The 24,549-nt window shown below is 46.3% G+C and carries 19 protein-coding genes, 3 tRNA genes, 4 rRNA genes and 1 pseudogene; 16 read left to right on the forward strand and 11 right to left on the reverse strand.

Annotated elements, in window-relative coordinates; translation table 11 throughout:
- Positions 1-373: 373 nt before the first annotated feature.
- The 3 genes from tal to bamD form a co-directional block, all read right to left on the reverse strand.
- Positions 374-1,336 (reverse strand): transaldolase, encoded by a 963-nt coding sequence (gene tal / locus CCS41_RS04655; RefSeq protein WP_072550505.1) that lies wholly within the window; start codon positions 1,334-1,336, stop codon positions 374-376.
- 117 nt (positions 1,337-1,453) lie between these two features.
- Entirely contained in the window at positions 1,454-1,771 is a 318-nt protein-coding gene (gene hspQ, locus CCS41_RS04660) for a heat shock protein HspQ (RefSeq protein WP_072550497.1), read from the reverse strand.
- Positions 1,772-2,117: 346 nt separating this feature from the next.
- A complete protein-coding gene (gene bamD / locus CCS41_RS04665) occupies positions 2,118-2,873 on the reverse strand; it encodes an outer membrane protein assembly factor BamD (RefSeq protein WP_072550498.1) in 756 nt (251 codons plus the stop codon).
- 168 nt (positions 2,874-3,041) lie between these two features.
- On the opposite strand from bamD, the gene rluD reads away from it, so the two are divergent.
- The 3 genes from rluD (at position 3,042) to clpB (ending at position 7,590) form a co-directional block, all read left to right on the forward strand.
- Positions 3,042-4,019: a 23S rRNA pseudouridine(1911/1915/1917) synthase RluD gene (gene rluD / locus CCS41_RS04670; RefSeq protein WP_072550499.1), complete on the forward strand. Its 978-nt coding sequence runs from the start codon at positions 3,042-3,044 to the stop codon at positions 4,017-4,019.
- Positions 4,019-4,756, forward strand: coding sequence for a purine nucleoside phosphorylase YfiH (yfiH, locus tag CCS41_RS04675; protein WP_072550500.1), 738 nt, complete (start codon positions 4,019-4,021; stop codon positions 4,754-4,756). The genes rluD and yfiH overlap by 1 nt, the downstream gene beginning before the upstream one ends.
- A gap of 245 nt (positions 4,757-5,001) precedes the next feature.
- Complete coding sequence (gene clpB / locus CCS41_RS04680) at positions 5,002-7,590, forward strand: ATP-dependent chaperone ClpB (RefSeq protein ID WP_072550501.1); 2,589 nt, start codon at positions 5,002-5,004, stop codon at positions 7,588-7,590.
- Between the two features lie 45 nt (positions 7,591-7,635).
- Here clpB and rrf (CCS41_RS17895) read toward each other — a convergent pair.
- The 8 genes from rrf (CCS41_RS17895) to CCS41_RS04715 form a co-directional block, all read right to left on the reverse strand.
- Positions 7,636-7,743 (reverse strand): 5S ribosomal RNA (rrf, locus tag CCS41_RS17895).
- Between the two features lie 32 nt (positions 7,744-7,775).
- Positions 7,776-7,851, reverse strand: a tRNA-Thr gene (locus CCS41_RS04685).
- A gap of 22 nt (positions 7,852-7,873) precedes the next feature.
- A 5S ribosomal RNA gene (rrf, locus tag CCS41_RS04690) occupies positions 7,874-7,989 on the reverse strand.
- Between the two features lie 70 nt (positions 7,990-8,059).
- Positions 8,060-10,972: ribosomal RNA gene (locus tag CCS41_RS04695) — 23S ribosomal RNA — on the reverse strand.
- A gap of 172 nt (positions 10,973-11,144) precedes the next feature.
- Positions 11,145-11,220: transfer RNA gene (locus tag CCS41_RS04700), tRNA-Ala, on the reverse strand.
- 114 nt (positions 11,221-11,334) lie between these two features.
- Positions 11,335-11,411 (reverse strand) — tRNA-Ile (locus CCS41_RS04705).
- Positions 11,412-11,523: 112 nt separating this feature from the next.
- Positions 11,524-13,070, reverse strand: a 16S ribosomal RNA gene (locus CCS41_RS04710).
- The 16S, 23S and 5S rRNA genes sit together here with 3 tRNA genes alongside, the layout of an rRNA operon.
- 361 nt (positions 13,071-13,431) lie before the next feature.
- A complete protein-coding gene (locus CCS41_RS04715; RefSeq protein WP_072551178.1) occupies positions 13,432-14,286 on the reverse strand; it encodes a carboxylate/amino acid/amine transporter in 855 nt (284 codons plus the stop codon).
- A gap of 142 nt (positions 14,287-14,428) precedes the next feature.
- Between CCS41_RS04715 and CCS41_RS17625 the strand changes: the two are divergent.
- The 13 genes and pseudogenes from CCS41_RS17625 to CCS41_RS04785 all read left to right on the forward strand — a co-directional run.
- A pseudogene (locus CCS41_RS17625) lies at positions 14,429-14,497 on the forward strand (hypothetical protein); the annotation flags it as partial.
- Positions 14,498-14,539: 42 nt separating this feature from the next.
- Entirely contained in the window at positions 14,540-15,562 is a 1,023-nt protein-coding gene (locus CCS41_RS04725; protein WP_119797078.1) for an IS630 family transposase, read from the forward strand.
- A gap of 395 nt (positions 15,563-15,957) precedes the next feature.
- The gene (locus CCS41_RS04730; RefSeq protein WP_119797291.1) at positions 15,958-16,308 is read left to right on the forward strand and encodes a helix-turn-helix domain-containing protein; all 351 of its coding nucleotides are present in this window, start codon (positions 15,958-15,960) and stop codon (positions 16,306-16,308) included.
- Positions 16,305-16,655, forward strand: a complete 351-nt coding sequence (locus tag CCS41_RS04735; protein ID WP_119797292.1) for a hypothetical protein — start codon at positions 16,305-16,307, stop codon at positions 16,653-16,655. Before CCS41_RS04730 ends, CCS41_RS04735 begins: the two co-directional genes overlap by 4 nt.
- A 510-nt stretch (positions 16,656-17,165) precedes the next feature.
- Positions 17,166-17,885 (forward strand): reverse transcriptase domain-containing protein, encoded by a 720-nt coding sequence (locus CCS41_RS04740; RefSeq protein WP_119797293.1) that lies wholly within the window; start codon positions 17,166-17,168, stop codon positions 17,883-17,885.
- Between the two features lie 306 nt (positions 17,886-18,191).
- Positions 18,192-19,871 carry a recombinase family protein gene (locus CCS41_RS04750; RefSeq protein ID WP_119797219.1) on the forward strand — a complete coding sequence of 560 codons (1,680 nt, stop codon included), beginning with the start codon at positions 18,192-18,194 and terminating at the stop codon, positions 19,869-19,871.
- Positions 19,819-20,505: a group II intron maturase-specific domain-containing protein gene (locus tag CCS41_RS04755; protein WP_119797220.1), complete on the forward strand. Its 687-nt coding sequence runs from the start codon at positions 19,819-19,821 to the stop codon at positions 20,503-20,505. The genes CCS41_RS04750 and CCS41_RS04755 overlap by 53 nt, the downstream gene beginning before the upstream one ends.
- Positions 20,506-20,655: 150 nt before the next feature.
- On the forward strand, positions 20,656-21,276 hold the full coding sequence (locus tag CCS41_RS04760; RefSeq protein WP_119797724.1) for a lambda exonuclease family protein: 621 nt from the start codon (positions 20,656-20,658) through the stop codon (positions 21,274-21,276).
- Positions 21,277-21,383: 107 nt separating this feature from the next.
- Positions 21,384-22,373, forward strand: a complete 990-nt coding sequence (locus CCS41_RS04765) for an Rpn family recombination-promoting nuclease/putative transposase (RefSeq protein ID WP_119797294.1) — start codon at positions 21,384-21,386, stop codon at positions 22,371-22,373.
- A 137-nt stretch (positions 22,374-22,510) separates the two neighbouring features.
- Entirely contained in the window at positions 22,511-22,720 is a 210-nt protein-coding gene (locus tag CCS41_RS04770; protein ID WP_205411488.1) for a hypothetical protein, read from the forward strand.
- A gap of 83 nt (positions 22,721-22,803) precedes the next feature.
- A complete protein-coding gene (locus CCS41_RS04775; protein WP_240313890.1) occupies positions 22,804-23,187 on the forward strand; it encodes a KilA-N domain-containing protein in 384 nt (127 codons plus the stop codon).
- Positions 23,188-23,517: 330 nt separating this feature from the next.
- Complete coding sequence (locus CCS41_RS04780; protein ID WP_119797297.1) at positions 23,518-24,117, forward strand: Rha family transcriptional regulator; 600 nt, start codon at positions 23,518-23,520, stop codon at positions 24,115-24,117.
- A gap of 62 nt (positions 24,118-24,179) precedes the next feature.
- Positions 24,180-24,533, forward strand: coding sequence for an ORF6N domain-containing protein (locus tag CCS41_RS04785; protein ID WP_119797298.1), 354 nt, complete (start codon positions 24,180-24,182; stop codon positions 24,531-24,533).
- The last annotated feature ends 16 nt before the right edge of the window (positions 24,534-24,549 follow it).

Raw genomic sequence — 24,549 nt, forward strand, 5'->3', positions numbered from 1 at the left:
GAAGCCATTTTTTGATATGGAAAGATAATTCCCTCATTGGGATTAAAATAATTTAAAATCAATGAGTTATTTATTTTAAGCATAATTATTGGAGACCTAGCTTAGATTCCTTGCTAATCAGGTAGTGATTTATAGTCGGGAAAGATCACATAAGTTGTTAAAACCTGTTCGAAATCTCTTGTGCTCGCCGTGTTTTAGTCAAATAACTCGCCAAAAACGAGCTCAAATGCTCATTTACTCCCTTTTTGTTGCATACAAAAAATAAACTGTGCTTTTCCGCCCATTTTTTCTTCGTCTAAGCGTCGCTCAAGAAAATTTGAAACAAGCTCTTAGAACAGATCCTGGATTGCGGCGCTGCTGAAAGATTATCTTATCAGTAGGCTTTCAGCAGATCAGAAATCATTTGCTCTAGTTTACCCTGATCTTCTGCAAATTTAACAATACCCTCTGCCAATTTATTAAGCGCCATTGTGTCTTGACTGTGCTGCCAATAGAATTCAGCTTCGGTTAGTGGCACAGGTTCCGGTTGCTTTTCACCGCCATACACCAATTTACGTTCTAAAGCACCAGTGCTATCAGCAAGCTCCTGTAATAGTCCTGGTGCAATGGTCAGACGATCACAACCCGCCAGTCCGATAATTTCATCTATATTACGGAAGCTCGCTCCCATCACCACAGTAGTATAACCATGTTGTTTGTAATACTGATAAATTTTCGTGACAGAAATCACACCAGGATCATTATCCGGCGCAAATTCTTTTTGATCACCATGCGCTTTATGCCAGTCCAAAATACGACCAACAAAAGGCGAGATCAGGTAAACACCCGCCTCAGCACAAGCGCGCGCCTGCGCAAACGAAAACAGGAGCGTCAAGTTACAGTTTATGCCTACTTCTTCCAATTGTTCCGCAGCACGGATACCCTGCCAAGTAGCAGCGAGTTTGATTAAAATACGGTCGTTACTAATACCCGCTTCGTTATAAAGCTCAATCAGTCGTTTTGCTCTCATTACACTGGCTTGTGTATCATAAGAGAGGCGTACATCCACCTCAGTAGAAATACGACCGGGGATCAGCTGCAAAATTTCCAAACCAATATTTACTGCCAGCTTATCGACAACATCAATAAGTTGCTGACAGTGATCGCGACTGTTACGACGCGCCCAAACGATAGCCTTATCGATAAGTTTACGGTATTCAGGGAGCTGAGCCGCATTCAAGATCAGAGAAGGGTTAGTAGTTGCATCCTGTGGTGTGTAGCGCTTTATCGCCGCAATATCCCCAGTATCAGCAACGACAGTTGTCAATTGACGCAGGGAAGTCAGTTTATCGCTCATTTTGTCATTTCTCATTAAGCAACTGCTACCTCTGCCCTAAAAAATAGAATCTGAAGAACAGAAAGCGCAGAACGCCAAAAAGCCGACTCACATTAGTCGGCTTTTCATAGAAAATAGTCAGTTGCGTAAACGAGGAGCTTGCAACTGACCACGGATAGACGCTGCTAATTCATCCAACGAAGGCTGTTCAGGGTGTGCCTCTGATGCTTCATAAGCTAGCTGAATTTCTGCCAGATAGGTATGAATAGGATGCCCATCGTCATCTTCCATCACTACATGATACCAAGGAGATAAGCGTAAATTATCATTACTCGCTAAATCATCGGGTTGCGGTTGTTCGAGTGAATATTCAGGATCGATATCAATCACCACCCCTAAGTAGTCAAGTAGTTTATGGCGAACTTGCTGACCAATACCAAATTTGCTAGCGATCATGATAACCTCTGGAAAATATTGAGTTGCTACATATATAAGGGCAACGCAGGATATTTCAAGTTATATTATCCAACAAGAAAATACTTTCAGTTAACACCTATTCCGCCCTAAAACCTATTTGAAATCGTCATGCTAGGCTCCCACATCCAGCCTAGAACCTGCCCATTTGCTTGGTTCCTTACTTATACCGAGTATGCCATTTCAATCCTTTATCCTTACCCTTGCTGCTACATTGCCGGTAGTCACCTTGAAGCATTCTAGCATATCTATGATATTTAAGCGTTAAACAGCCAAAACTTTGCTTTACTACTCAATAAATTTAATTTTTTATCTAATTATCAATAAACTAGAAATTTTCCGTCAAGACGCTTTCCGTAGGATTAGCAGAAATCAAGTGAGCAACTTTATCGGCTTGTTCATTTAATTGCAGCTGTCTATAGGCATTTTCCATCAGAGGCAAAGCATGACGGGTTGCCTGTGTATCAGGATAATCCTGTAACATTTGTTCTATGCGATTAACAACAGCGACATAAGCCCCCCGCCTAGTGTAGTATTGCGCGACTGCTAATTCATGCTTCGCCAAACGATTTACTATGTATAGTAGCCGTTTTTGACCATCCGGCGCATATTGACTGTGCGGATAGTTCCGTAGTAACTGATTGAAATCGCGGAATGCGGCTAGTGCATATATTGGATCACGATCTGAACGGTCAATCCCGAAAAGACCTTGTAACACACTGTCATCCAGTGCCATATCAGTCAAACCACGCATATACAAGATATAATCACTATTAGGATGTGTGGGGTTAAGACGTATAAAGCGATCGATAAAAGCTTGCGCCATCGACAGATCAGCAGATTTGTAATAAGCGTAAATTAAATCAAAGTGTACCTGTTGAGAATAGGGGCCAAAAGGATAGCGACTATCTAATGCTTCTAGTTGCGTAATAGCTCCTCCAAAGTTACCGTTTTGCAATTTTTTTTGAGCATCAGCATAAAGCTCAGCAGGCGGTTTTTCAGGAACCCTGTCTTTGTTGCTGGAACACCCCATAAGCAGCAAGCTCAGTGTGGCGACTGCCACCAGATATGTCATACGCATCATTACGTTTTGATTATCCTCAAAGTGTTATTATCAGAGACTAACCAATTAAGTGTCCGATAAAGATGTAAACACAGCAGCACATTAGACTTCTCTATACCATTTCGCAAGAAGTCTATTATATTAAACGGCTCTGCCGTCAAAACTCAACGCTAACAAAAGAAACTGCACATGGCAAAAAAATTACAACTTAACACAACGGTGGCTGAATCACAGCTTGGACAACGGTTAGATCAGGCTTTAGCCGAATTGTTCCCAGATTATTCAAGATCACGCATAAAAAAATGGATTTTGGCAGGCCAAGTCATGGTCAATGGCAAAAAAATCAATAAACCCAAAGAAAGGGTCTTAGGTAGCGAACTTATCAGCATTGACGCTCAAACCAAAGAGGATACCCGTTGGATACCTCAAGCAATTTTTTTGGATATTGTATATGAGGATAACGACATTTTGGTAATTAATAAGCCTCGTGGCTTAGTCGTCCATCCTGGCGCAGGCAATCTCGATGGCACTATGCTAAATGCTTTACTACACTCTTATCCGGCAATCGTCGACGTCCCGCGTGCGGGTATCGTCCATCGTTTGGATAAAGACACTACAGGTTTAATGGTCGTCGCCAAAACCATACCTGCACAGACTCATTTGGTACAAGCATTACAAGAGCATAAGATCATACGGGAATATGAAGCCATTGCTATCGGCAATATGACATCAGGAGGCATGGTCGAGAAACCAATCGCACGCCACCCGACCAAGCGCACTCACATGGCGGTACATCCAACGGGCAAACCCGCAGTTACACATTATCGCATTATGGAGCATTTTCGCGCACATACTCGCTTGCGACTACGTTTGGAAACCGGGCGAACTCATCAAATCCGTGTTCATATGTCCTATATTCAACATTCATTGGTAGGCGATCCACTGTACGGCGGTCGATCACGTCATCCTAAAGGCGCATCCGATCTCTTTATCAATACACTACGTAGTTTTGATCGTCAGGCACTACATGCCACAATGTTGCGTCTGTATCATCCTATTAGCGGGATTCAAATGGAATGGCACGCGGCTTTGCCAGAAGATATGGTTACTTTAATCACCGCACTCCAGGCCGATAAAGAAGCATTTAAAGATCAAATGGATCCATAATGAGTTTTCTCATAATCCCTGATTGGCCGGTACCTGTTAACATCAAAGCCTATAGTACCACACGTCATGGTGGCGTCAGTCAGTCTCCCTATGATTCGTTAAATTTAAGCACTCAAGTCGGTGATGATCCTGCTAGTGTAGCGGCAAACCGCCAACGCCTGAAAATACTAGCCAAATTACCCCAAATACCCATCTGGCCCCATCAGGTACACGGCACCCATGTACTTCATCTGACCCACTCTCCCCCATCAAGTCTAGATCTGCAAGCAGATGCCGTATATAGCAACACGCGAGGACAGATTTGTGCCGTCATGACAGCAGATTGCCTGCCAGTGCTGCTTTGTTCATTAGACGGCAATGAAATTGCTGCGGTTCATGCCGGGTGGCGTGGTTTATGCGCTGGTGTGCTTGAAAATACTTTGGCGCAATTTCACGCTAAACCGGACACTATAATTGCCTGGCTAGGCGCGGCGATTAGCGCACAGCAATTTATTGTAGGTGAAGAAGTCAAACAAACATTTATTAATGTTGATGAACAATCTACACTCGCTTTTACCCCCTACGGCACTAAATATTTTGCCGATATTTATTTGCTGGCACGGTTACGGCTACAAACCAGCGGTATTCACGCTATTTACGATGGGAACCGCTGTACCATGACTGAATCACAGCAATTTTTTTCTTATAGACGTCAGGCTATTACTGGACGTATGGCCAGTTTAATTTGGAGGATCTAAATTTAACTGATCTATTAGACTTATTGCGCTCTAAAAAACGCAGTTACCTTTTGTTATATACAAATTGAGTAATAAATACGCAGTTTAAGCCTATTTATGACCGAGTATCAGCGAACGCAATAGATCCCGAACAGGCTCTATAAAGCATAATCAATAACTCGGAATATACTCTAAGATAACCTTGAAAATTTGAGGGATGACCTTACTTTATTTCTAGTATAAATTCCAACCGATGAGGAAGTATTATGCATCCGGATCGTCTTACCGAAAAATTCCAATCTGCCCTCTCTGAGGCTAACTCTTTAGCCATCGGTCGTGATCATCAATTTATTGAACCACTCCATGTAATGAGTGCTTTACTCAATCAAGATGGAGGAACAGTTTTACCCTTGCTCTCTTGCATCGGTATTAATACCGACGATTTGAATATTAAAATCGATCATGCTTTAGAAAAAATTCCACAGGTTAACGGTACTGACGGCAATGTGCAAATATCAAAAGATCTGATACAAGTATTCAACCTTTGCGATAAATGTGCACAAAAACGAGCGGATAAATATATCTCTTCCGAAATATTCGTTTTAGCAGCACTTGAAAAACAGGGTACCTTAGCTGATCTGTTAAAGACAGCAGGTACTTCAATAGAAAAAATAACTAAAGCTATTGAGAATATCCGTGGTGGTAATAAAATGAACAGTCCTAAAGCAGAAGATCAATACCAGGCTTTGAAAAAATTTACCATCGACCTAACCGAACGCGCTGAACAAGGCAAACTTGACCCACTTATCGGTCGAGATGAAGAAATTCGTCGTACCATCCAAGTATTACAACGTCGAACCAAAAATAATCCAGTACTCATTGGAGAACCGGGTGTCGGCAAAACTGCCATTGTCGAAGGCTTAGCACTACGTATTATTAATGGTGAAGTACCAGAAGGTCTAAAAAATAAACGAGTACTGTCACTAGATATGGGAACACTAGTAGCAGGTACCAAATACCGTGGTGATTTTGAAGAACGATTGAAAGGATTACTTAACGAGCTAATGAAGCAAGAAGGCAACGTGATCTTGTTTATCGACGAGTTGCATACTATGGTCGGTGCAGGGAAAAGTGATGGTGCGATGGATGCCGGCAATATGCTAAAACCGGCGCTAGCTCGAGGTGAGTTACATTGCGTGGGTGCCACCACCCTAGATGAATACCGCGAATATATCGAAAAAGACGCTGCTTTAGAACGCCGCTTTCAACAAGTTTATGTTGACGAACCCAGCGTAGAAAACACTATTGCCATTTTGCGTGGTTTGAAAGAACGCTATGAATTACACCATCATGTACAAATCACTGATCCGGCAATTGTGGCAGCAGCAACCCTATCACACCGCTATATTACAGATCGCCGACTACCCGACAAAGCCATCGACCTGATTGATGAAGCAGGTTCCAGTATACGTATGCAGATAGATTCGAAACCCGAATCACTCGATCGATTAGATCGTCGGATTATTCAATTAAAATTGGAAAAACAAGCGTTAATGAAGGAATCTGATGAGGCCAGCAAAAAGCGGTTGGAAATACTCAATGGCGAATTAGAACAAAAAGAGCTTGAGTATTCGACACTTGAAGAAGAGTGGAAAGCCGAAAAAGCTTCATTGATTGGCACTCAAAATATCAAGACAGAATTAGAGCAAGCCAAAATTACCTTAGAGCAAGCTCGGCGTATCGGCAATTTAGCACAGATGTCCGAACTCCAGTACGGTAAGATCCCAGAATTAGAAAAAAAACTCACCGCAGCCACTCAGCTAGAAAACAAAACCATAAAACTGCTACGTAATCGGGTCACTGACGTTGAAATTGCCGAAATATTAGCACGTTGGACAGGGATCCCAGTATCCCGCATGATGGAAAGTGAGCGAAGTAAACTATTGCACATGGAACGGGATCTACACAAACGAGTCATTGGTCAAAACGAGGCGGTCGAAGCAGTATCCAATGCAATTCGGCGGAGTCGTAGCGGTTTGGCAGATCCTAGTCGCCCCATCGGTTCTTTCCTATTTCTCGGTCAAACTGGGGTCGGTAAAACGGAATTATGCAAAGCGCTCGCCGCTTTTTTGTTCCAGAGTGACGATGCCATAGTACGGATTGATATGTCCGAATTTATGGAGAAACATTCGATATCACGCTTACTTGGAGCACCTCCTGGTTATATCGGCTACGAGGAAGGAGGTTATCTAACAGAAGCAGTACGCCGTCGCCCCTATTCTGTCATCTTGCTCGATGAAGTAGAAAAAGCACACCCCGATGTATTCAATATCTTATTACAAGTATTGGATGATGGTCGCTTAACTGACGGACAAGGGAAAACCGTCGATTTTCGTAACACTGTGGTTATTATGACATCTAACTTAGGTTCGGAGTTAATTCAAGAATATTCCACTCAAATGGACTTCGCTAAAATAAAAAATATGGTCATGGAAATCGTGGGTAAGCATTTCCGTCCTGAGTTTATCAACCGTATAGACGAACTCATTATTTTTCATCCGCTAGAAAAAACACATTTAACGTCTATCGTGCAAATACAGCTGCAACGATTATATCAACGTTTAGCAGAACAAGGTTATCACCAGGTCAACATGAGTGAATCTGCATTAGAATTATTGAGCAAGACGGGCTTTGACCCTATCTATGGTGCACGACCATTAAAACGAGCCATTCAGAGAGAAATCGAAAATCCCCTGGCACAAAAAATACTTTCGGGCAAATTAATACCAAATATGCCGATCACTTTAGATACTGAATTAGATGCGGAGAACAGATACATTATCGCCAAACAGTAAAACAAAACCCCGCGCTCTCACGCAGGGTTTTATTTCTTATTAGTAGCTTGGCGATCTCACATGGGGACACACCACACTACCACCGGCGCTACAGTGTTTCACTTATGAGTTCGGCATGGATTCAGGTAGTCCCAGCGCGCTACTATCACCAAGTAAATTCTTTTAGCAAGATCAATCAAAACCACTGGTGCTGATACCCAGATTTGAACTGAGGACCTCACCCTTACCAAGGGTGTGCTCTACCGGCTGAGCTATATCAGCGCATTGATAAATTAAAATGGATGCCTGGCAGTGTCCTACTCTCGCATGGGGAAACCCCACACTACCATCGGCGCTACAATGTTTCACTTCTGAGTTCGGAATGGGATCAGGTGGGACCATCGCGCTAGGGCCGCCAGGCAAATTCTTTCTCTCAACATGTCTGCTTCTAGAAGCAAGCTGAATCAACATAAAACAACTTCGGTGTTGTAAGGTTAAGACTCCTGGGTCATTAGTACTGGTTAGCTCAATGCATCACTGCAATTACACACCCAGCCTATCTACGTCTTCGTCTTAAACGTCCCTTCGGAGATTACTATCTCTGGGAAGAATCATCTCGGGGCAAGTTTCCCGCTTAGATGCTTTCAGCGGTTATCTCTTCCGCATTTAGCTACCAGGCTATGCCATTGGCATGACAACCCGTACACCAGCGATGCGTCCACTCCGGTCCTCTCGTACTAGCAGCAGACCCCCTCAATCTTCCTACGCCCACGGCAGATAGGGACCGAACTGTCTCACGACGTTCTAAACCCAGCTCGCGTACCACTTTAAATGGCGAACAGCCATACCCTTGGGACCTACTTCAGCCCCAGGATGTGATGAGCCGACATCGAGGTGCCAAACACCGCCGTCGATATGAACTCTTGGGCGGTATCAGCCTGTTATCCCCGGAGTACCTTTTATCCGTTGAGCGATGGCCCTTCCATTCAGAACCACCGGATCACTAAGACCTACTTTCGTACCTGCTCGAGCCGTCACTCTCGCAGTCAAGCTAGCTTATGCCTTTGCACTATCCTCACGATGTCCGACCGTGATTAGCTAACCTTCGTGCTCCTCCGTTACGCTTTAGGAGGAGACCGCCCCAGTCAAACTACCCACCAGACACTGTCCTTGCGCCGGGTCACGGCGCTAAGTTAGAAAATCAAAAAATAAAGAGTGGTATTTCAACAACGGCTCCATGCAAACTGGCGTCCACATCTCGTCGCCTCCCACCTATCCTACACATTAGTTCTCAAGTCCCAGTGTCAAGCTATAGTAAAGGTTCACGGGGTCTTTCCGTCTTGCCGCGGGTACACTGCATCTTCACAGCGAGTTCAATTTCACTGAGTCTCGGGTGGAGACAGCCTGGCCATCATTACGCCATTCGTGCAGGTCGGAACTTACCCGACAAGGAATTTCGCTACCTTAGGACCGTTATAGTTACGGCCGCCGTTTACCGGGGCTTCGATCAAGCGCTTCTCCTCGCAGATTACACCATCAATTAACCTTCCGGCACCGGGCAGGCGTCACACCGTATACGTCCACTTGCGTGTTGGCACAGTGCTGTGTTTTTAATAAACAGTTGCAGCCAGCTGGTCTCTGCGACTCACATACGCTCAGCACGTTCTCAGTGCCTCACCTACATCAGCGTGCCTTCTCCCGAAGTTACGGCACCATTTTGCCTAGTTCCTTCACCCGAGTTCTCTCAAGCGCCTTAGTATGCTCTACCTGACCACCTGTGTCGGTTTCGGGTACGATCGTCTGTTACATCTCACTTAGTGGCTTTTCCTGGAAGCCGGGCATCTGTTACTTACGTACCTTACGTACCTCCTCATCTCGCCTCAAGATTGTGTGCCGCCGGATTTGCCTAACTGCACTCCCTACACGATTGAACCGGGTAAACCGTCTCCCGGATAACATAGCCTTCTCCGTCACCACTTCGTCATAACAAACTGTACAGGAATATTAACCTGTTGCCCATCGACTACGCTTTTCAGCCTCGCCTTAGGGGTCGACTCACCCTGCCTCGATTAACGTTGGACAGGAACCCTTGGTCTTTCGGCGAGCGGGTTTTTCACCCGCTTTATCGTTACTTATGTCAGCATTCGCACTTCTGATACCTCCAGTGAACATCTCTATTCACCTTCTGCGGCTTACAGAACGCTCCCCTACCCAACAGTCATTACATCTGTAATCACCACTGCCGCAGCTTCGGTGCATGGTTTAGCCCCGTTACATCTTCCGCGCAGGCCGACTCGACCAGTGAGCTATTACGCTTTCTTTTAATGATGGCTGCTTCTAAGCCAACATCCTGGCTGTCTTCGCCTTCCCACTTCGTTTCCCACTTAACCATGACTTCGGGACCTTAGCTGGCGGTCTGGGTTGTTGCCCTCTTCACGACGGACGTTAGCACCCGCCGTGTGTCTCCCGTGATATATTCTTCGGTATTCGCAGTTTGCATCGGGGTGGTAAGCCGGGATGGCCCCCTAGCCGAAACAGTGCTCTACCCCCGAAGATAATCTCACGAGGCGCTACCTAAATAGCTTTCGGGGAGAACCAGCTATCTCCCGGTTTGATTGGCCTTTCACCCCCAGCCACAAGTCATCCGCTCATTTTTCAACATAAGTCGGTTCGGTCCTCCAACGGGCGTTAACCTATCTTCAACCTGCTCATGGCTAGATCACCGGGTTTCGGGTCTATACCTTGCAACTCGTCGCCCTATTCAGACTCGGTTTCCCTACGGCTCCCCTAAACGGTTAACCTTGCTACAAAATATAAGTCGCTGACCCATTATACAAAAGGTACGCAGTCACCCTATTCAAGGCTCCCACTGCTTGTACGTACAGGGTTTCAGGGTCTCTTTCACTCCCCTCGCCGGGGTTCTTTTCGCCTTTCCCTCACGGTACTGGTTCACTATCGGTCAGTCAGGAGTATTTAGCCTTGGAGGATGGGCCCCCCGTCTTCAAACAGGATTTCTCGTGTCCCGCTCTACTCTTTGAGTGCAATGTCAGCGCATTTTTAGGTACGGGGCTATCACCCTTTATCGCCGACCTTTCCAGGTCATTCCCCTAACCACTCTTAACAATACACACTCTGGGCTGCTCCCCCCTCGCTCGCCGCTACTAGGGGAATCTCGGTTGATTTCTTTTCCTCGGGGTACTTAGATGTTTCAGTTCCCCCGGTTCGCCTCGTTAAACTATTTATTCATCTAACGATAGTGCAACTTATTGCACTGGGTTGCCCCATTCGGGGATCGTCGGCTCTCTCGCTTCATATCAGCTTACCGACGCTTTTCGCAGATTTGCACGCCCTTCTTCGCCTCTGACTGCCTAGGCATCCGCCCTGTACGCTTCATTACTTAACCTTACAACCCGAAATTGTCTTCGGGTACTGAGTTCTCACAACGACACACGCCTAATTTTCATCACGCATGACTTCATCGCCTCAGCTTCAGCTTGTTCCAGATTATTAAAGAGCAACTGTTCCACAATACATTTCCACCTTGCAGCATCAATATATTCTGAAACGGTTTTACATGGTGGAGCTAAGCGGGATCGAACCGCTGACCTCCTGCGTGCAAGGCAGGCGCTCTCCCAGCTGAGCTATAGCCCCATGCAACGTATAAAAAAAGCGACGACCTCATCGCAACAGCTCCCCAAGCAAAACGCAGAGACGTAACCCTTGATGGCACAATAAATACCATACTAACGCAACATCGGAGCCTGTTGGTGGGTCTGAGTGGACTTGAACCACCGACCTCACCCTTATCAGGGGTGCGCTCTAACCACCTGAGCTACAGACCCAACAAGGTACAAAACCAAACCAATTCCTTAGCTCGGCTCGCTTTTTCTATAAAAAACACTCATTACTTCATCAGACAATCTGTGTGGACACCACGCAATACCTATCTTCAGGTAAGGAGGTGATCCAACCGCAGGTTCCCCTACGGTTACCTTGTTACGACTTCACCCCAGTCATGGTTCACAAAGTGGTAAGCGCCATCCCAAAGGTTAAGCTACCTACTTCTTTTGCAAAACACTCCCATGGTGTGACGGGCGGTGTGTACAAGGCCCGGGAACGTATTCACCGTAGCATTCTGATCCACGATTACTAGCGATTCCGACTTCATGGAGTCGAGTTGCAGACTCCAATCCGGACTACGACGTACTTTATGAGGTCCGCTCACCCTCGCAGGCTCGCTTCTCTTTGTATACGCCATTGTAGCACGTGTGTAGCCCTACTCGTAAGGGCCATGATGACTTGACGTCATCCCCACCTTCCTCCGGTTTATCACCGGCAGTCTCTCTTGAGTTCCCACCTCTACGTGCTGGCAACAAAAGATAAGGGTTGCGCTCGTTGCGGGACTTAACCCAACATTTCACAACACGAGCTGACGACAGCCATGCAGCACCTGTCTCAAAGCTCCCCGAAGGGCACGTCAACATCTCTGTCGACTCCTCTGGATGTCAAGAGTAGGTAAGGTTCTTCGCGTTGCATCGAATTAAACCACATGCTCCACCGCTTGTGCGGGCCCCCGTCAATTCATTTGAGTTTTAACCTTGCGGCCGTACTCCCCAGGCGGTCGATTTAACGCGTTTGCTCCGCAAGCCACAGTTTATAACCACAACCTACAAATCGACATCGTTTACAGCGTGGACTACCAGGGTATCTAATCCTGTTTGCTACCCACGCTTTCGCACCTCAGCGTCAGTCTCTGTCCAGGGGGCCGCCTTCGCCACCGGTATTCCTCCAGATATCTACGCATTTCACCGCTACACCTGGAATTCTACCCCCCTCTACAAAACTCTAGACTCTCAGTTTCAAATGCCGTTCCCAAGTGAAGCTCGGGGATTTCACATCTGACTTAAGAAACCGCCTACGTGCCCTTTACGCCCAGTAATTCCGATTAACGCTCGCACCCTCCGTATTACCGCGGCTGCTGGCACGGAGTTAGCCGGTGCTTCTTCTGCGAGTAACGTCCATTAGCAACACTCTTTGCATTGCTTCATTCCTCCTCGCTGAAAGTGCTTTACAACCCGAAGGCCTTCTTCACACACGCGGCATGGCTGCATCAGGCTTGCGCCCATTGTGCAATATTCCCCACTGCTGCCTCCCGTAGGAGTCTGGACCGTCTCTCAGTTCCAGTGTGGCTGGTTATCCTCTCAGACCAGCTAGGGATCGTCGCCTAGGGGAGCCATTACCTCTCCTACTAGCTAATCCCATCTGGGTTCATCTGATGGCGCGAGGCCCGGAGGTCCCCCGCTTTGGTCGCGTAACATCATGCGGTATTAGCTACCGTTTCCAGTAGTTATCCCCCTCCATCAGGCAGATCCCCAGACTTTACTCACCCGTCCGCCGCTCGCCGGCAAAGATAGCAAGCTACCTTCCCGATGCCGCTCGACTTGCATGTGTTAGGCCTGCCGCCAGCGTTCAATCTGAGCCATGATCAAACTCTTCAATTTTATTTACTGCTCTGCGCTTCAATATGAAATCAGCCTCAACCACTTTGCAGTAAAAAACAAAACGATCACGGATTCATACATTCTTCAGCACTTTATTCTTGCTTTTGCCCAGTCTTTTTCAAAACCAAGCGATAGCATATTGCCAGTGCCCACACAGATTGTCTGATTAATTGTTAAAGAGCTACTGCGAAGGTTCGTTAAATCACCTTACGTCAGTGGAGGCGCATTATAGGGAGTTTATCTCAACCTGCAACCCTTAATTTGAAAAAAAAACTATTCCGAATATTTTTAGGTAAAAAAAATCAATACGAGCAGTGTTAATGCAAATCAGTCCCACTAAATGACTATACAGCACCGTTTATTATGGACGTTGAACGATGTAACGCTGGTGAATCCACAATGAAACCATAATCAATCCCCCTCCGATAACAAAATGAGACCAATTAGGCTGTTGTTGCCAAAGAGCAAAGTTCACTAACAATCCCGCAGGAATATGCATATTATTCATGATACCCAAGGTACCCGCGTCCACCTGAGTGGCACCATAATTCCACATAAAATAACCTAATGCCGAAGCAATGATACCTAGCCATAGTAAAATCCCCCATTGAATCTGGGTAGTGGGTAATTTCTGGAGATCACCAAAGAGAAACCAAGCGAAAAAAGTTATCACTAATGCTCCGAGGTAAAACCAAGAAAACGCGACATGTTGCGGTATCGGATACACTTCCATCAGGCGTTTATAACCCACCTGCCCGATAGCAAAACAGAGATTAGCAGCCTGTACTAGTAGTAGCCCTAGCCAGAAGTGCTCACTTAGGTGATCATAACGGATAATTACCGCACCAAGCACTGCCAATAACGCACTCAGTACATAACTCCGCTGTAAATGCTGACGTTTAAGTAAATCGTAAATCAGTGTCACATATAACGGAGTCATTACGGTAAACAATAGAAACTCTGGTACTGATAAATAAAGATAAGCACGGAAACTAAACAGGTACATTATACCTAGTTGAATAGCACCTACCACCATGTAAAACAAAATCACTCGTAGGGTAAGATGACGCCAGCGTAGAAATGGTAAAAAAACCAAAGCTGCCAAGCCTACACGTATCAGCGCAGAGAACCAGCTATCCACCTGTCCAGCTAGATACTCGCCAACGAGGCTAAAAGAAAACGCCCATATCAAGGTAGTAATAACTAGTAATAACACAATAAATTTTACTCATCAGAGAAACGAGCGCTTATTGTAACGAAAGTCAACGGAATATTTAGTGTAAATAAAGTGGTGAATAGACCGTGGAAACCTCCCCCCAGCTGCTCGCAGGACCTTACGAGTACTACAGTCGTAGACAGGCGCCCCGTGGCGTGATTTGCCCCCTGAATTTGGACCTTGGAAGACGGTGTATACCCGTGATCAATGAAGATGCTTGATTTTGAAGTCGATAAGGATCATGCTCATAGCCATGAAAATAGAGCTGACTGCTGACCAGAAAATTACCCTCGAAGCCCAACATCGTCAAAGCCATGACCGCCGTGTCTGTGACAGGATCCGGTGTGTTTTGTTGTCCGCAGACGGCTGGACTCCCCCTATGATTGCTCACTCACAGCTCATTAATGAAACCACGGTGCGGCGCCACCTTACAGACTATCATAAACTCAACAAGCTCAAGCCTGAAAATGGCGGCTCCGATGGCTATCTCAATGCGGAACAGACCACGTCGCTGGTTGAACATCTCACCCAGCAGCTCTACCACCACAATCACCAAATTGTGGCGTATATCGCTGGACGCTGGAACATCACCTTTACCGTATCAGGTCTGTATAAAGGGTTGAAGCAGCATGGCTTTAGCTATAAAAAGCCGAAAGGTGTTCCGCATAAATTTGCCGTTGAGAAACAGCCGCAATTTATAAAGACCTACAGCGAATTGAAAGACGCCGCGGGTAATGACCCCATACTGTTTATTGATGCCGTTCATCCGACACAAGCCACCAAAATAAGCTACGGCTGGATACGAAAAGGCCAGGATAAAACGATAGAGACCACCGGGAGCAGAACGCGGTTGAATATCATGGGAGCCTTGAACATCCAGAATGTGGCTAACCCCATAATCCGTGATGATGAGACGATTAACAGCGAAAATGTGGTTCACTTCCTGTCTGCCATTCGCGCGCATTATCCCATCACGACAACGGCACATGTGATCCTCGAGGGTGCAGGCTATCACCGTTCACAGCTTGTGCAAGACGCCGCGCTTACGTTGAATATCCAGCTTCATTACCTTCCGCCGTATAGCCCGAATCTAAACCCGATAGAGCGATTGTGGAAGGTGATGAATGAGCAAACACGAAACAATAGATATTACCCATCTAAACAGAGTTTTAAGAACGATATCTTAAACTTCTTTGAGGTGAAGCTACCACAAATGGCAAGTTCTCTGGTATCTCGCTTAAACGATAATTTCCAGGCGCTAAATCCTGCATCTTGATTTCACTTGGGTATAGACGCCATCTTAGCGTTTTAAAAAAAGAGGGGATCACGAATGGCACATGATCGATAGAACAGTGAGAGCGTTAGAGCCTGTTCGAAATTTTTTTTAAATTTTATCTGTTTTACTGTAAATCGAGAGGATGAAAAAAAATACTTAAGCGACATCCGTGAAGAAGAATTTAACAAGATAAAACCGTTACCAGAGAACGCCCGGAAGAAAAGAAGACCAAGACAAATCGACTTATACGACATTTTTAGCGCCATTTTGTATTGACTCAGAAATGGTTATCAATGGAACATGTTGCATCTTGATTTTCCTACAAAAAATACAGTTTATACCCATCGGCATCAAAACCACTGGAAAATTTGCTCAACTAGATTAAAAATAAGGTCATGAAAATAAACTCACTGACAGCCTCTCAAAAACAAGATTTGGAACGCCTTCATCGTTACGAACACGATGGCCGTGTTCGAGATCGAATCAAAGCCGTGTTGTTGAAAAATGAAGGCTGGAATAACAAAGCGCTTGCCCAAGCATTACGTATTCATGAAGAAACAGTGAGGCAACATGTAACAGATTGGCTTTCAGACGAAAAATTAAAGCCTGAAAATGGCGGCTCGTATAGTAAGTTGAGCGTGCATGAATCTTTATTGCTTGAAAAACACATTGAAAGCACGACTTATAGCCGTGTCATCGATATCTGTGCTTATAATTTGGCGTCTGTTACACCGTATCTGGCATGACAAAATGGCTGCAAGCGCATTGTTTTAGCTATAAGCAGCCCAAAGCGACGCCGGTTAAAGTGGATGTTGCTCAGCAAGAAGCGTTTATCGCGTCTTATTTCACTTTGCTAGAGAGTGCTCTTAAGAATGAACCGATTGTTTTTATGGATTCAGCCCCTCCAACGATGGCCACCAAAGTGGTCTGCGGTTGGATAAGGAAAGGCAAAGATAAGCCGCTGGTCAAAACAGGGGCAAAAACACGGGTTAATGTCATGGGTGCCATTGAATTGAGCACCATGATGACATCCCATTTTGAGCGGTTCGCTAAGCTGCTCAGTTTCTTGCAGGTGCGAGTCCTGCTGCAATAATTGGTTAGTTTGATTGCGTAGCTATGGCGTACATGTGGAGGGCGACTGAAACATGGAAGCAACGCCGGATAAACGTTGCCCCTGACCCAGTCCGTGGGCGCGCGCAAGCACACAGCCCGTAACGAAAGTGAACCTGAACAAGCCTCGTAAATGTCAGCCACACGGCAATGCTGGGAGAGTGTGGTGTAGGGTGGTTCCGCCGAGCCTTTGGAATGGGGGCGAAGGTCATCGAGTTCTAGTGGATTAACTAACCACTTGAAGCTAGAACGGGAACTCGGGGTATTGAGGATGGGATGTGCGCATAGAACTGAGCGGAACGAACGAGACCTCTACCCGTCGTGGTTTAACCCACCGCGTAATTGAAGATATAAGGTAACCGCCGAAGTTCGAATAGACGCGGGATAGAGGAGTCGGAGGAGGCCATAGTACTGTTGATGATGAGGACAACATAACCTCGTCGGAGAGAAGGGCCTCTGCTTCTGTCATGCTATTTTTTGTAGGAGGCATTACGTGATTGCGAAAGCTGAAAACACGTCGCTAGAAAGAGTGCGAGTACTGCAACGAAAGTTATACCTAGCAGCCAAGACGAATCCAACACGGAAATTCGGCGTGCTGTATGACAAGGTGTGTCAGATCGATGTGTTATGGATGGCCTACAAGCAAGTCCGAGCCAACAAAGGTGCCCCAGGCATCGACCAGCAGACTTTTGAAGTCATTGAAAAGGAAGTTGGAGTTGGGTCATTCTTGGCTGAAATCCAAACAAAACTCATGGAAAAGAGGTACACGCCTCTGCCGGTCAAACGGGTGTACATCCCCAAGGCTGACGGAACGCAAAGACCTCTAGGCATTCCCGTTATCGCAGATCGTGTTGTTCAGGCAGCGGTGAAAATTGTTATCGAACCTCTTTTTGAGGCTACCTTCAAGGATTGCTCGTATGGCTTCCGGCCTCGGAAGAATGCACAACAAGCATTGCGGGAAATCTACAAGTGGCTGAATTTCAAGTGCCACTGGGTGGTAGATGCGGATTTGAAGTCGTACTTTGACACAATTCCGCACGATAAATTACTGCTGTCCGTTCGAACCAGAGTCATTGATCGCTCGGTTGTAAAGCTGATCGAGATGTGGCTTACAGCTGGAGCGATGGAAGAGATGAAAATCCGGAAGGAGACGACCGGTACGCCGCAAGGGGGAGTGATTACTCCGCAAACAATAGTGCAAACTTTCGCGTAAGCTGGGGCCTGCGTTTTCACCGGCGCTGCCTCAAGTCTGGTCATCCGGATGGGAGCATCACTGAGTTTTCCCTCGTTATTGAGACTGATAACGGCACACGGAGTGACCCTCAGCAATGAAACCGAAGCCATTTTCACAACACGTACGTATCACTTTCGAGCCCAGCCGGTTTTCTGACGACCAGCTGACGGATGTTTATGAACAGCTGACTCCCGTTAACCACCACGTGCTTACCCCTCACGACCAGGCCCAGGCCAAACCTCACCGGGCTCCTGCCCGCTCAACCGCTAGACGGAGCAAAATGTTATGAACAAGGCACTGGTCGCACTCTACGCCCGCGTTTCTTCCGGGCAACAGGTAAAAAATGGCACCATCGGCAGTCAGCTTGCAGCAATCAAGGACCGCATCCGTGAGGACGGCCACGTGTTGCCTGACGCCATGCTCTTTATCGATGATGGTGTCAGCGGTGCTACACTTATCCGCCCGCAACTAGAGCGCCTGAGGGACTACGCGGCGGCAGGCGATATTGAATGCCTGTACATCCTGTCGCCCGACAGGCTAGACCGTAAATACGCCTATCAGGCTCTGCTGATGGAAGAGTTCAGCGCCTGCGGCGTGGAGGTTATCTTTATCTGTCACACCCCCGGCGACACGCCGGAAGACATGATGCTTCTGCAGATGCAGGGGATGTTTGCTGAATATGAGCGGGCAAAGATTATGGAGCGCAACCGGCGTGGTAAGCTTCACGGTGCACGCTGTGGTAATGTCGGTGTCCTTTCCGGTGCACCTTACGGTTATCGGTATATCCGCAGGCAGCCGGACGGGACACCCGCACAGTATATTGTCAACCTTCATGAAGCCTCCGTGGTCAGGAAGATATTTAGTTGGGCGGGCATAGAGCGCCTGAGTCTAGGCGGTGTGGTCAGACGTCTGGCTGAGAAAGGCATAGAAAGCGCCACCGGCAAACCCGGCTGGGACCGCAGTACGGTATGGGGCATGTTAAAGAACCCCGCTTACAAAGGACTTGCTGTGTTCGGAAAAACGAAAAACTGCGCCCCCCGTCCCCGGGTGAGAGCAGCGCGCAACAGTGCAGATATCCTCAAGAACGGTTATTCAGTAATACGAAGTAAGCCGGATGACGGCATCGGGATCCCTGTGCCTGCCATCATCAACAGCGCTCTTTTCTTGACGGTCAACGAACAGCTGGAAGAAAACCGCCGACATGCACGACAGGGGCGCCGGGGAGCCGCTTATCTCTTACAGGGGCTGACTGTGTGCGGCCACTGTCGCTATGCGTATTATGGCAAAAAAGTCAGTAAATCTGCGGCAAAAGGGGGGGCGCAGTATTCTTATTACCACTGTACTGGGACGGATGCTTACCGCTTTGGGGGCATTCGGGTGTGTGACAATAAACAGGTCAGGACATCCATGCTGGATGAAACGGTCTGGGCACAGGTCATTGCGCTGCTGTCTGAGCCGGAACGGCTGAAAAAAGAATATGAGCAGCGTCTAACGCAGGCGTCAGAGCACAGTGGACAGACCGCAGATGCTGAGCGTCTGAAAAAGCAAGAAAATCAGCTAAACGTGGGGCGATCCCGATTGATTGATAGTTTTGCCGAAGGGCTGATTGGCAAAACAGACTTTGAACCACGGATCAGAGTGATGACGCTCAGGCTGGCGGAACTTGCGCGCCAGAGAGTGAAGGTGAAACAGGCCACAGAGAACCAGCATGAGTTGCTGCTACTGGTTAACCGGGTGGAGGATTTTGCTGCTGCGGTCACGGAACGCCTGAGTACGGACGATTTTCTGATGAAGCGAGAAATTCTGCGTGCGCTGGTGAAACGGATAGAAATTTATCGTGATGAAATTGTGGTGGTTTTTCGGGTGAATCCCGGGAATGATACCAGCCTAGAAGCAGGATCAGACAAAACATATGGCAGAAGTTTGCCAGATTGTTTGCGGAGTAATTTCTCCCTTGCTCGCTAATCTCTACCTGCACTGGCTTGATTCGACGTGGGAGAAAAAGGCGTTCGGTAAACGTCCGCATGATGCTCATATCGTGCGATATGCCGACGATTTTGTGATTTTGTGCAGCAAGCGCCCGGAGTTTTATCTGGATCAGGCCAAGAAAGTCTTAGACCGACTTGGGTTGACGCTTAATGCCAAGAAAACGCGGATAGTTAATGCCATGAAAGAGCCGTTTGACTTTCTAGGTCACAGGTTCGCAGTTCAACCATCGAAAGTGACGGGCGAGTTGAAGACCTTTTACTATCCGACTCCCAAGGCTATGAAGTCTGTTAAGCAGAAAATCCGTGATGTTGTCCGAAAAGGGCAGCACTGGGATTGGCCCACATTGTTGAAAGAAAAGGTAAACCCGATTCTTCGCGGATGGGGGAATTACTTCAAGACAGGTAATTCAAGGAAGCATTTCTTGAGCATAGCGAATTACACGATATGGACACTCTGCATCATGTTGCGGAAGAAGCACAAGAAACGGGGTAAGGGGTGGAGGGACCACCCGCCGTCCTGGTTCTACGATTACCACGGGCTGTTTAAGCTGTACAGCCTGTCCGTAACCGGAGATGAAGGGAGTCGGTATGCCCGACCTGTGCCGTCGTAACGCTGTGGAAAGAAGACAGTCGGAAAGCCGTGTGCGGGAAAACTGCAAGCACGGTTTGACGAGAGGTCGCTGGGGAGATGATGTCAAACCAGAGACCTACTCTACGAGGGGTTCTCCGTTTTGATGACAAGACAATTTATCGAGGTAAAAATGGAACAACGAACAGAAGCCTGGTTTGCTGCAAGAAGCGGCAAGGTCACAGCCAGCAAATTGGCAGAGGTGATGGCAAAAGTCAAAACCGGCGATGCCGCAACGCGAAAAAAATACAGGGCCGAGCTGATTTGCCAGCGTCTGACGGGGCAACGGGAAGACACCTTTGTCACACCTGAAATGAAGCACGGGACGGCACTGGAACCCGTCGCACGTGAGGCTTACATCTTGCGTGAATTTGCAGTAGAAGTCACGGAGGTCGGTCTCGTCGACCACCCCACTATTGAGGGGTTTGCCGCCAGTCCCGACGGACTGGTTAATGAGGATGGCCTGATCGAGATTAAATGCCCCAAAACCTGGACGCATCTGAAAACGATAAGAACAGGTGTACTCGAAAAAAAATACCTCCTGCAAATGCACGCGCAAATGCTGTGTACGGGGCGAAGATGGTGTGACTTTGTCAGTTATGATAATCGACTGCCTGACACATTAGCCTACTTCAAAAAGCGCATTCACTTTGATGAGGCACTGGGCAAGGAAATTGAAACAGAAGTGCGAAAATTTCTGCAGGAACTTGAAGATGAAATCGAACAGATTAAAACGTATGGAAAAGTGGCATGAAGATAACGCCACTGAAAAAAAGTGATCGTTTAGCGGATGAAATACGCGTAGAGTTGCCTGTCGATAATATCAACGCCACATTGTAGAGAGAACCACAGGGAGAGACCGTGCCTGACATATCGAAGCCTCATGACAAATTATTTAAAGGGACCCTACAGCATCAACAGATTACGTTGGATTGGTTGAAGGCACATCTTCCAAAGAGGATCCTGAAGTTAATTGATATCTCCACGTTAAAGATGGTACCCAACGAGTTATCCCCTAAATGGCCTGATACACTGTATAGCGATGTGGTTTTCAGTTGTAAGATTAAAGGCCAACTGAGCTACATCTATATTTTGGCGGAACATCAAAGCAGTGATGATGAAATGATGGCATTTCGTATCCTCTGTTACGTTGTCGAGTTGATGAACTACCACTTAAAGCAGGGTCATAAAAAATTGCCGATTGTGTTGCCCTTAGTGCTCTATCACGGAGAAAAATCGCCTTATCCCCACTCACGAGCAATCTGGGAATGTTTTGAGGAGCCAAAATTAGCAAAAAAATTGGCCCTGAAGCCCTTTCAACTGATTGATTTAACGGTCATGTCAGATGAAGAGATAAATCGACATGGTTTAGCGTCAGTGATGGAAATCTTATTCAAACACTACCGCGAAAAGCAATCTCCCCTCACCTGGTTAGAGGCGTTGTTATCTGAAGAGAAAATGACTACAATTTACACACAAGTGAGCCGTGACTATTTCAAAGACGTACTGAGGTACTTTATTGAAATATGTGGTAGAGCCAGTGATTTGGCAGAATCAGATGAGCTGGACAAGTCATTAGCACTGTGGCTTAATTCCGTTCCACAAGCAAAGGAAGACATTATGACATTTGCACAACAACTCGAAAAACGGGGCGAAAAACGCGGCATAGAACAAGGCATGCAACAAGGCATGCAACAGGGCATGCAACAGGGCATGCAACAGGGAGAAAAACAAGCGTCCTTAAAAATCGCGAAAGAACTTCTTGCTGACGGAGCAAGCAAAGAAAAGATTAAAAAATATACTGGACTTTCTGACCAAGATATTAAAGATATTGAAGTATTGCTACATTAAGGTGTCTTAGCACCTGCTATACCCGGACGGGCTGAATGATGATTCAGCCTCGGGGGAGTGTTTCGTTAAAGGTGTTAAATAACTTTAACTAGCGAATGCTGCATACGTAAGTAGTGCGGTTTTTTTACGCCCATAAATTGCCATTAGCTCACTGTCACCAGACAACGTTAGAAAATATCGTGCGCAATAAACATTCGTGTAAACCTATTTACACCTTCCCAGATAAACAAATCAATCAACGAAAACTGATTATGTCTAAAGAAAATCTGCCCGTCGTTGCAGGTGTTGCAGTGACAACCGATGAAGAGAACCGTTTTAACCTCAATGCTATAGCAGTGGCTATGTAATATGATTGATTTTTTAAAAAAATATTATTTAATATCAGTGCATTAGTATAAATTTCACAATCAATTTATACAGTCGCGGCTATATTCATAAAGCAAGTAGCGAAGGTGAACATAAACGCCCTTCCAAATGGCTTGCCACCGCTCAGGCTCGGGAATTAATGACAGAATTAGAGTCCAGCCTCTTGAAGAATAGTCAAAGCCCGAATTCGGGCTTTGCTCATAAAGTCATCAATGTTAAACATGGTGGAAAAAATCCAGGCACCTACGCTCATGAAATCCTTGCTGTTGAATACGCAGGCTGGATACGCCCTGACTTTCGGATCATGGTTAACCAGACGTTTATTGATTACCACAGTGGAAAATTAGCAGATAAAGAGCAAAAAAGAAAAACCCACCGTGACGAAGGCAGTGGATTACCGGAATTTCGGAAGGCAAGAGCGATGCAAATAGCGATGGAGGGTTACTAAAGTACATAATAGCAGCAGCGAGTTGGAGAAAATCTTCATGCTGCCTCGCAAATATTGACGAATAATTTGAATGAGAAACTAGCGTGGGTTGACTGTTACTCAGCTGTAAGCTACATTCGCTACAGGTGCTGAACACACCTTCAAAGAGCGGATACCGCGCCCGAAAGTTATGCGGTTTTTTTACGTCCATAGAGTATTATGGTCGGGTAGCGAGTAGCTATATAACACCTCTGCCGAGGAGGGAAATCTACTGGCCGTCTCTTTGCGGTGTTCAAGTGCCCGACCGCCCCGATGAACATGGGGTAATGAACAAACAAAGAGGATGTAAAAATGACTACTCAAATATTCGCATTAACCCCTGAAATCACTATCCATAACGGTAAAGTTGTTACTACCTCACAGGCAGTTGCAAACTACTTCAGTAAGCAGCACAAACATGTTATTGCCAAGATAGAAAAATTGGACTGCTCGCAGACATTTACATCAGCCAACTTTTCGGCTGATGCTCAGATTGTAACTATCGGCAATGGTGCAACCCGAAAATCTAAATTTTACCAAATGACCAAAGACGGCTTCATCTTCCTGGTTATGGGCTTCACCGGCAAGAGAGCAGCAGCATTTAAAGAAGCCTACGTTGCAGAATTTAATCGCATGGAGGCTGAATTGTACGATACTTCAAGAATATCCAAGAACAATAGCAAACCCACTCAGATTGAAATAGATTGCTATCATATTCAAATATTTATGAAACATTTCACCGTCATTTCTGATGCGTGGTGGCATGAAATATATCCAGCATTAGTAAAACTAAATTCACCTTTAGCTTATCGTCTTTGTGATCGTTTCAAAGATGGGATGATATTCGCCAATTTTGTTAATAGAAGCCTAAAAGCCCAGCTCCCCGTCGGCGCAATACCAAGACATAATTAATCCCCTACCCCTGTAACCTACAGGGGTTTTATGAATCGCAATTCATTTGTGAGGAATTTTGCATGCCAAATATCATTGATATTCATCAACAAGCCCCATTAAATTCCGAAAACTTACCGGTGATCACCTACCACAAACAACGTGTTATCACCACCGAACTGTTGGCACAAGGATACGGTACGGATAGTAATAATATTCAGCAAAATTTTAAACGGGACAAAGAAAGGTTCATTGCGGGTAAGCATTACCACAAGGTAGAAGGTGAAGAGCTTAAAGCGTTCAGGAACCAATTGACAGACAGTCAGTCGGTTAATAAACACACAACACGCTGGAGCTATCCCAAAATAGGTACCTTTTCGGTCATAGGGTGGGAAGTGCCCGCAAATCACACTTCTTATGAGTTAATCACCACATAAATTCAGGATAAGGAAT

This window comes from Candidatus Fukatsuia symbiotica, assembly GCF_003122425.1.
GTDB lineage: Bacteria > Pseudomonadota > Gammaproteobacteria > Enterobacterales > Enterobacteriaceae > Fukatsuia > Fukatsuia symbiotica.

Coding starts and splice junctions, on each gene's coding strand:
- tal (WP_072550505.1), bottom strand. CDS start 1,336: ATGAGCGATAAACTGACTTCCCTGCGTCAATTGACAACTGTCGTTGCT.
- hspQ (WP_072550497.1), bottom strand. CDS start 1,771: ATGATCGCTAGCAAATTTGGTATTGGTCAGCAAGTTCGCCATAAACTA.
- bamD (WP_072550498.1), bottom strand. CDS start 2,873: ATGATGCGTATGACATATCTGGTGGCAGTCGCCACACTGAGCTTGCTG.
- rluD (WP_072550499.1), top strand. CDS start 3,042: ATGGCAAAAAAATTACAACTTAACACAACGGTGGCTGAATCACAGCTT.
- yfiH (WP_072550500.1), top strand. CDS start 4,019: ATGAGTTTTCTCATAATCCCTGATTGGCCGGTACCTGTTAACATCAAA.
- clpB (WP_072550501.1), top strand. CDS start 5,002: ATGCATCCGGATCGTCTTACCGAAAAATTCCAATCTGCCCTCTCTGAG.
- CCS41_RS04725 (WP_119797078.1), top strand. CDS start 14,540: ATGAAAATAGAGCTGACTGCTGACCAGAAAATTACCCTCGAAGCCCAA.
- CCS41_RS04730 (WP_119797291.1), top strand. CDS start 15,958: ATGAAAATAAACTCACTGACAGCCTCTCAAAAACAAGATTTGGAACGC.
- CCS41_RS04735 (WP_119797292.1), top strand. CDS start 16,305: ATGACAAAATGGCTGCAAGCGCATTGTTTTAGCTATAAGCAGCCCAAA.
- CCS41_RS04750 (WP_119797219.1), top strand. CDS start 18,192: ATGAACAAGGCACTGGTCGCACTCTACGCCCGCGTTTCTTCCGGGCAA.
- CCS41_RS04755 (WP_119797220.1), top strand. CDS start 19,819: ATGGCAGAAGTTTGCCAGATTGTTTGCGGAGTAATTTCTCCCTTGCTC.
- CCS41_RS04760 (WP_119797724.1), top strand. CDS start 20,656: ATGGAACAACGAACAGAAGCCTGGTTTGCTGCAAGAAGCGGCAAGGTC.
- CCS41_RS04780 (WP_119797297.1), top strand. CDS start 23,518: ATGACTACTCAAATATTCGCATTAACCCCTGAAATCACTATCCATAAC.
- CCS41_RS04785 (WP_119797298.1), top strand. CDS start 24,180: ATGCCAAATATCATTGATATTCATCAACAAGCCCCATTAAATTCCGAA.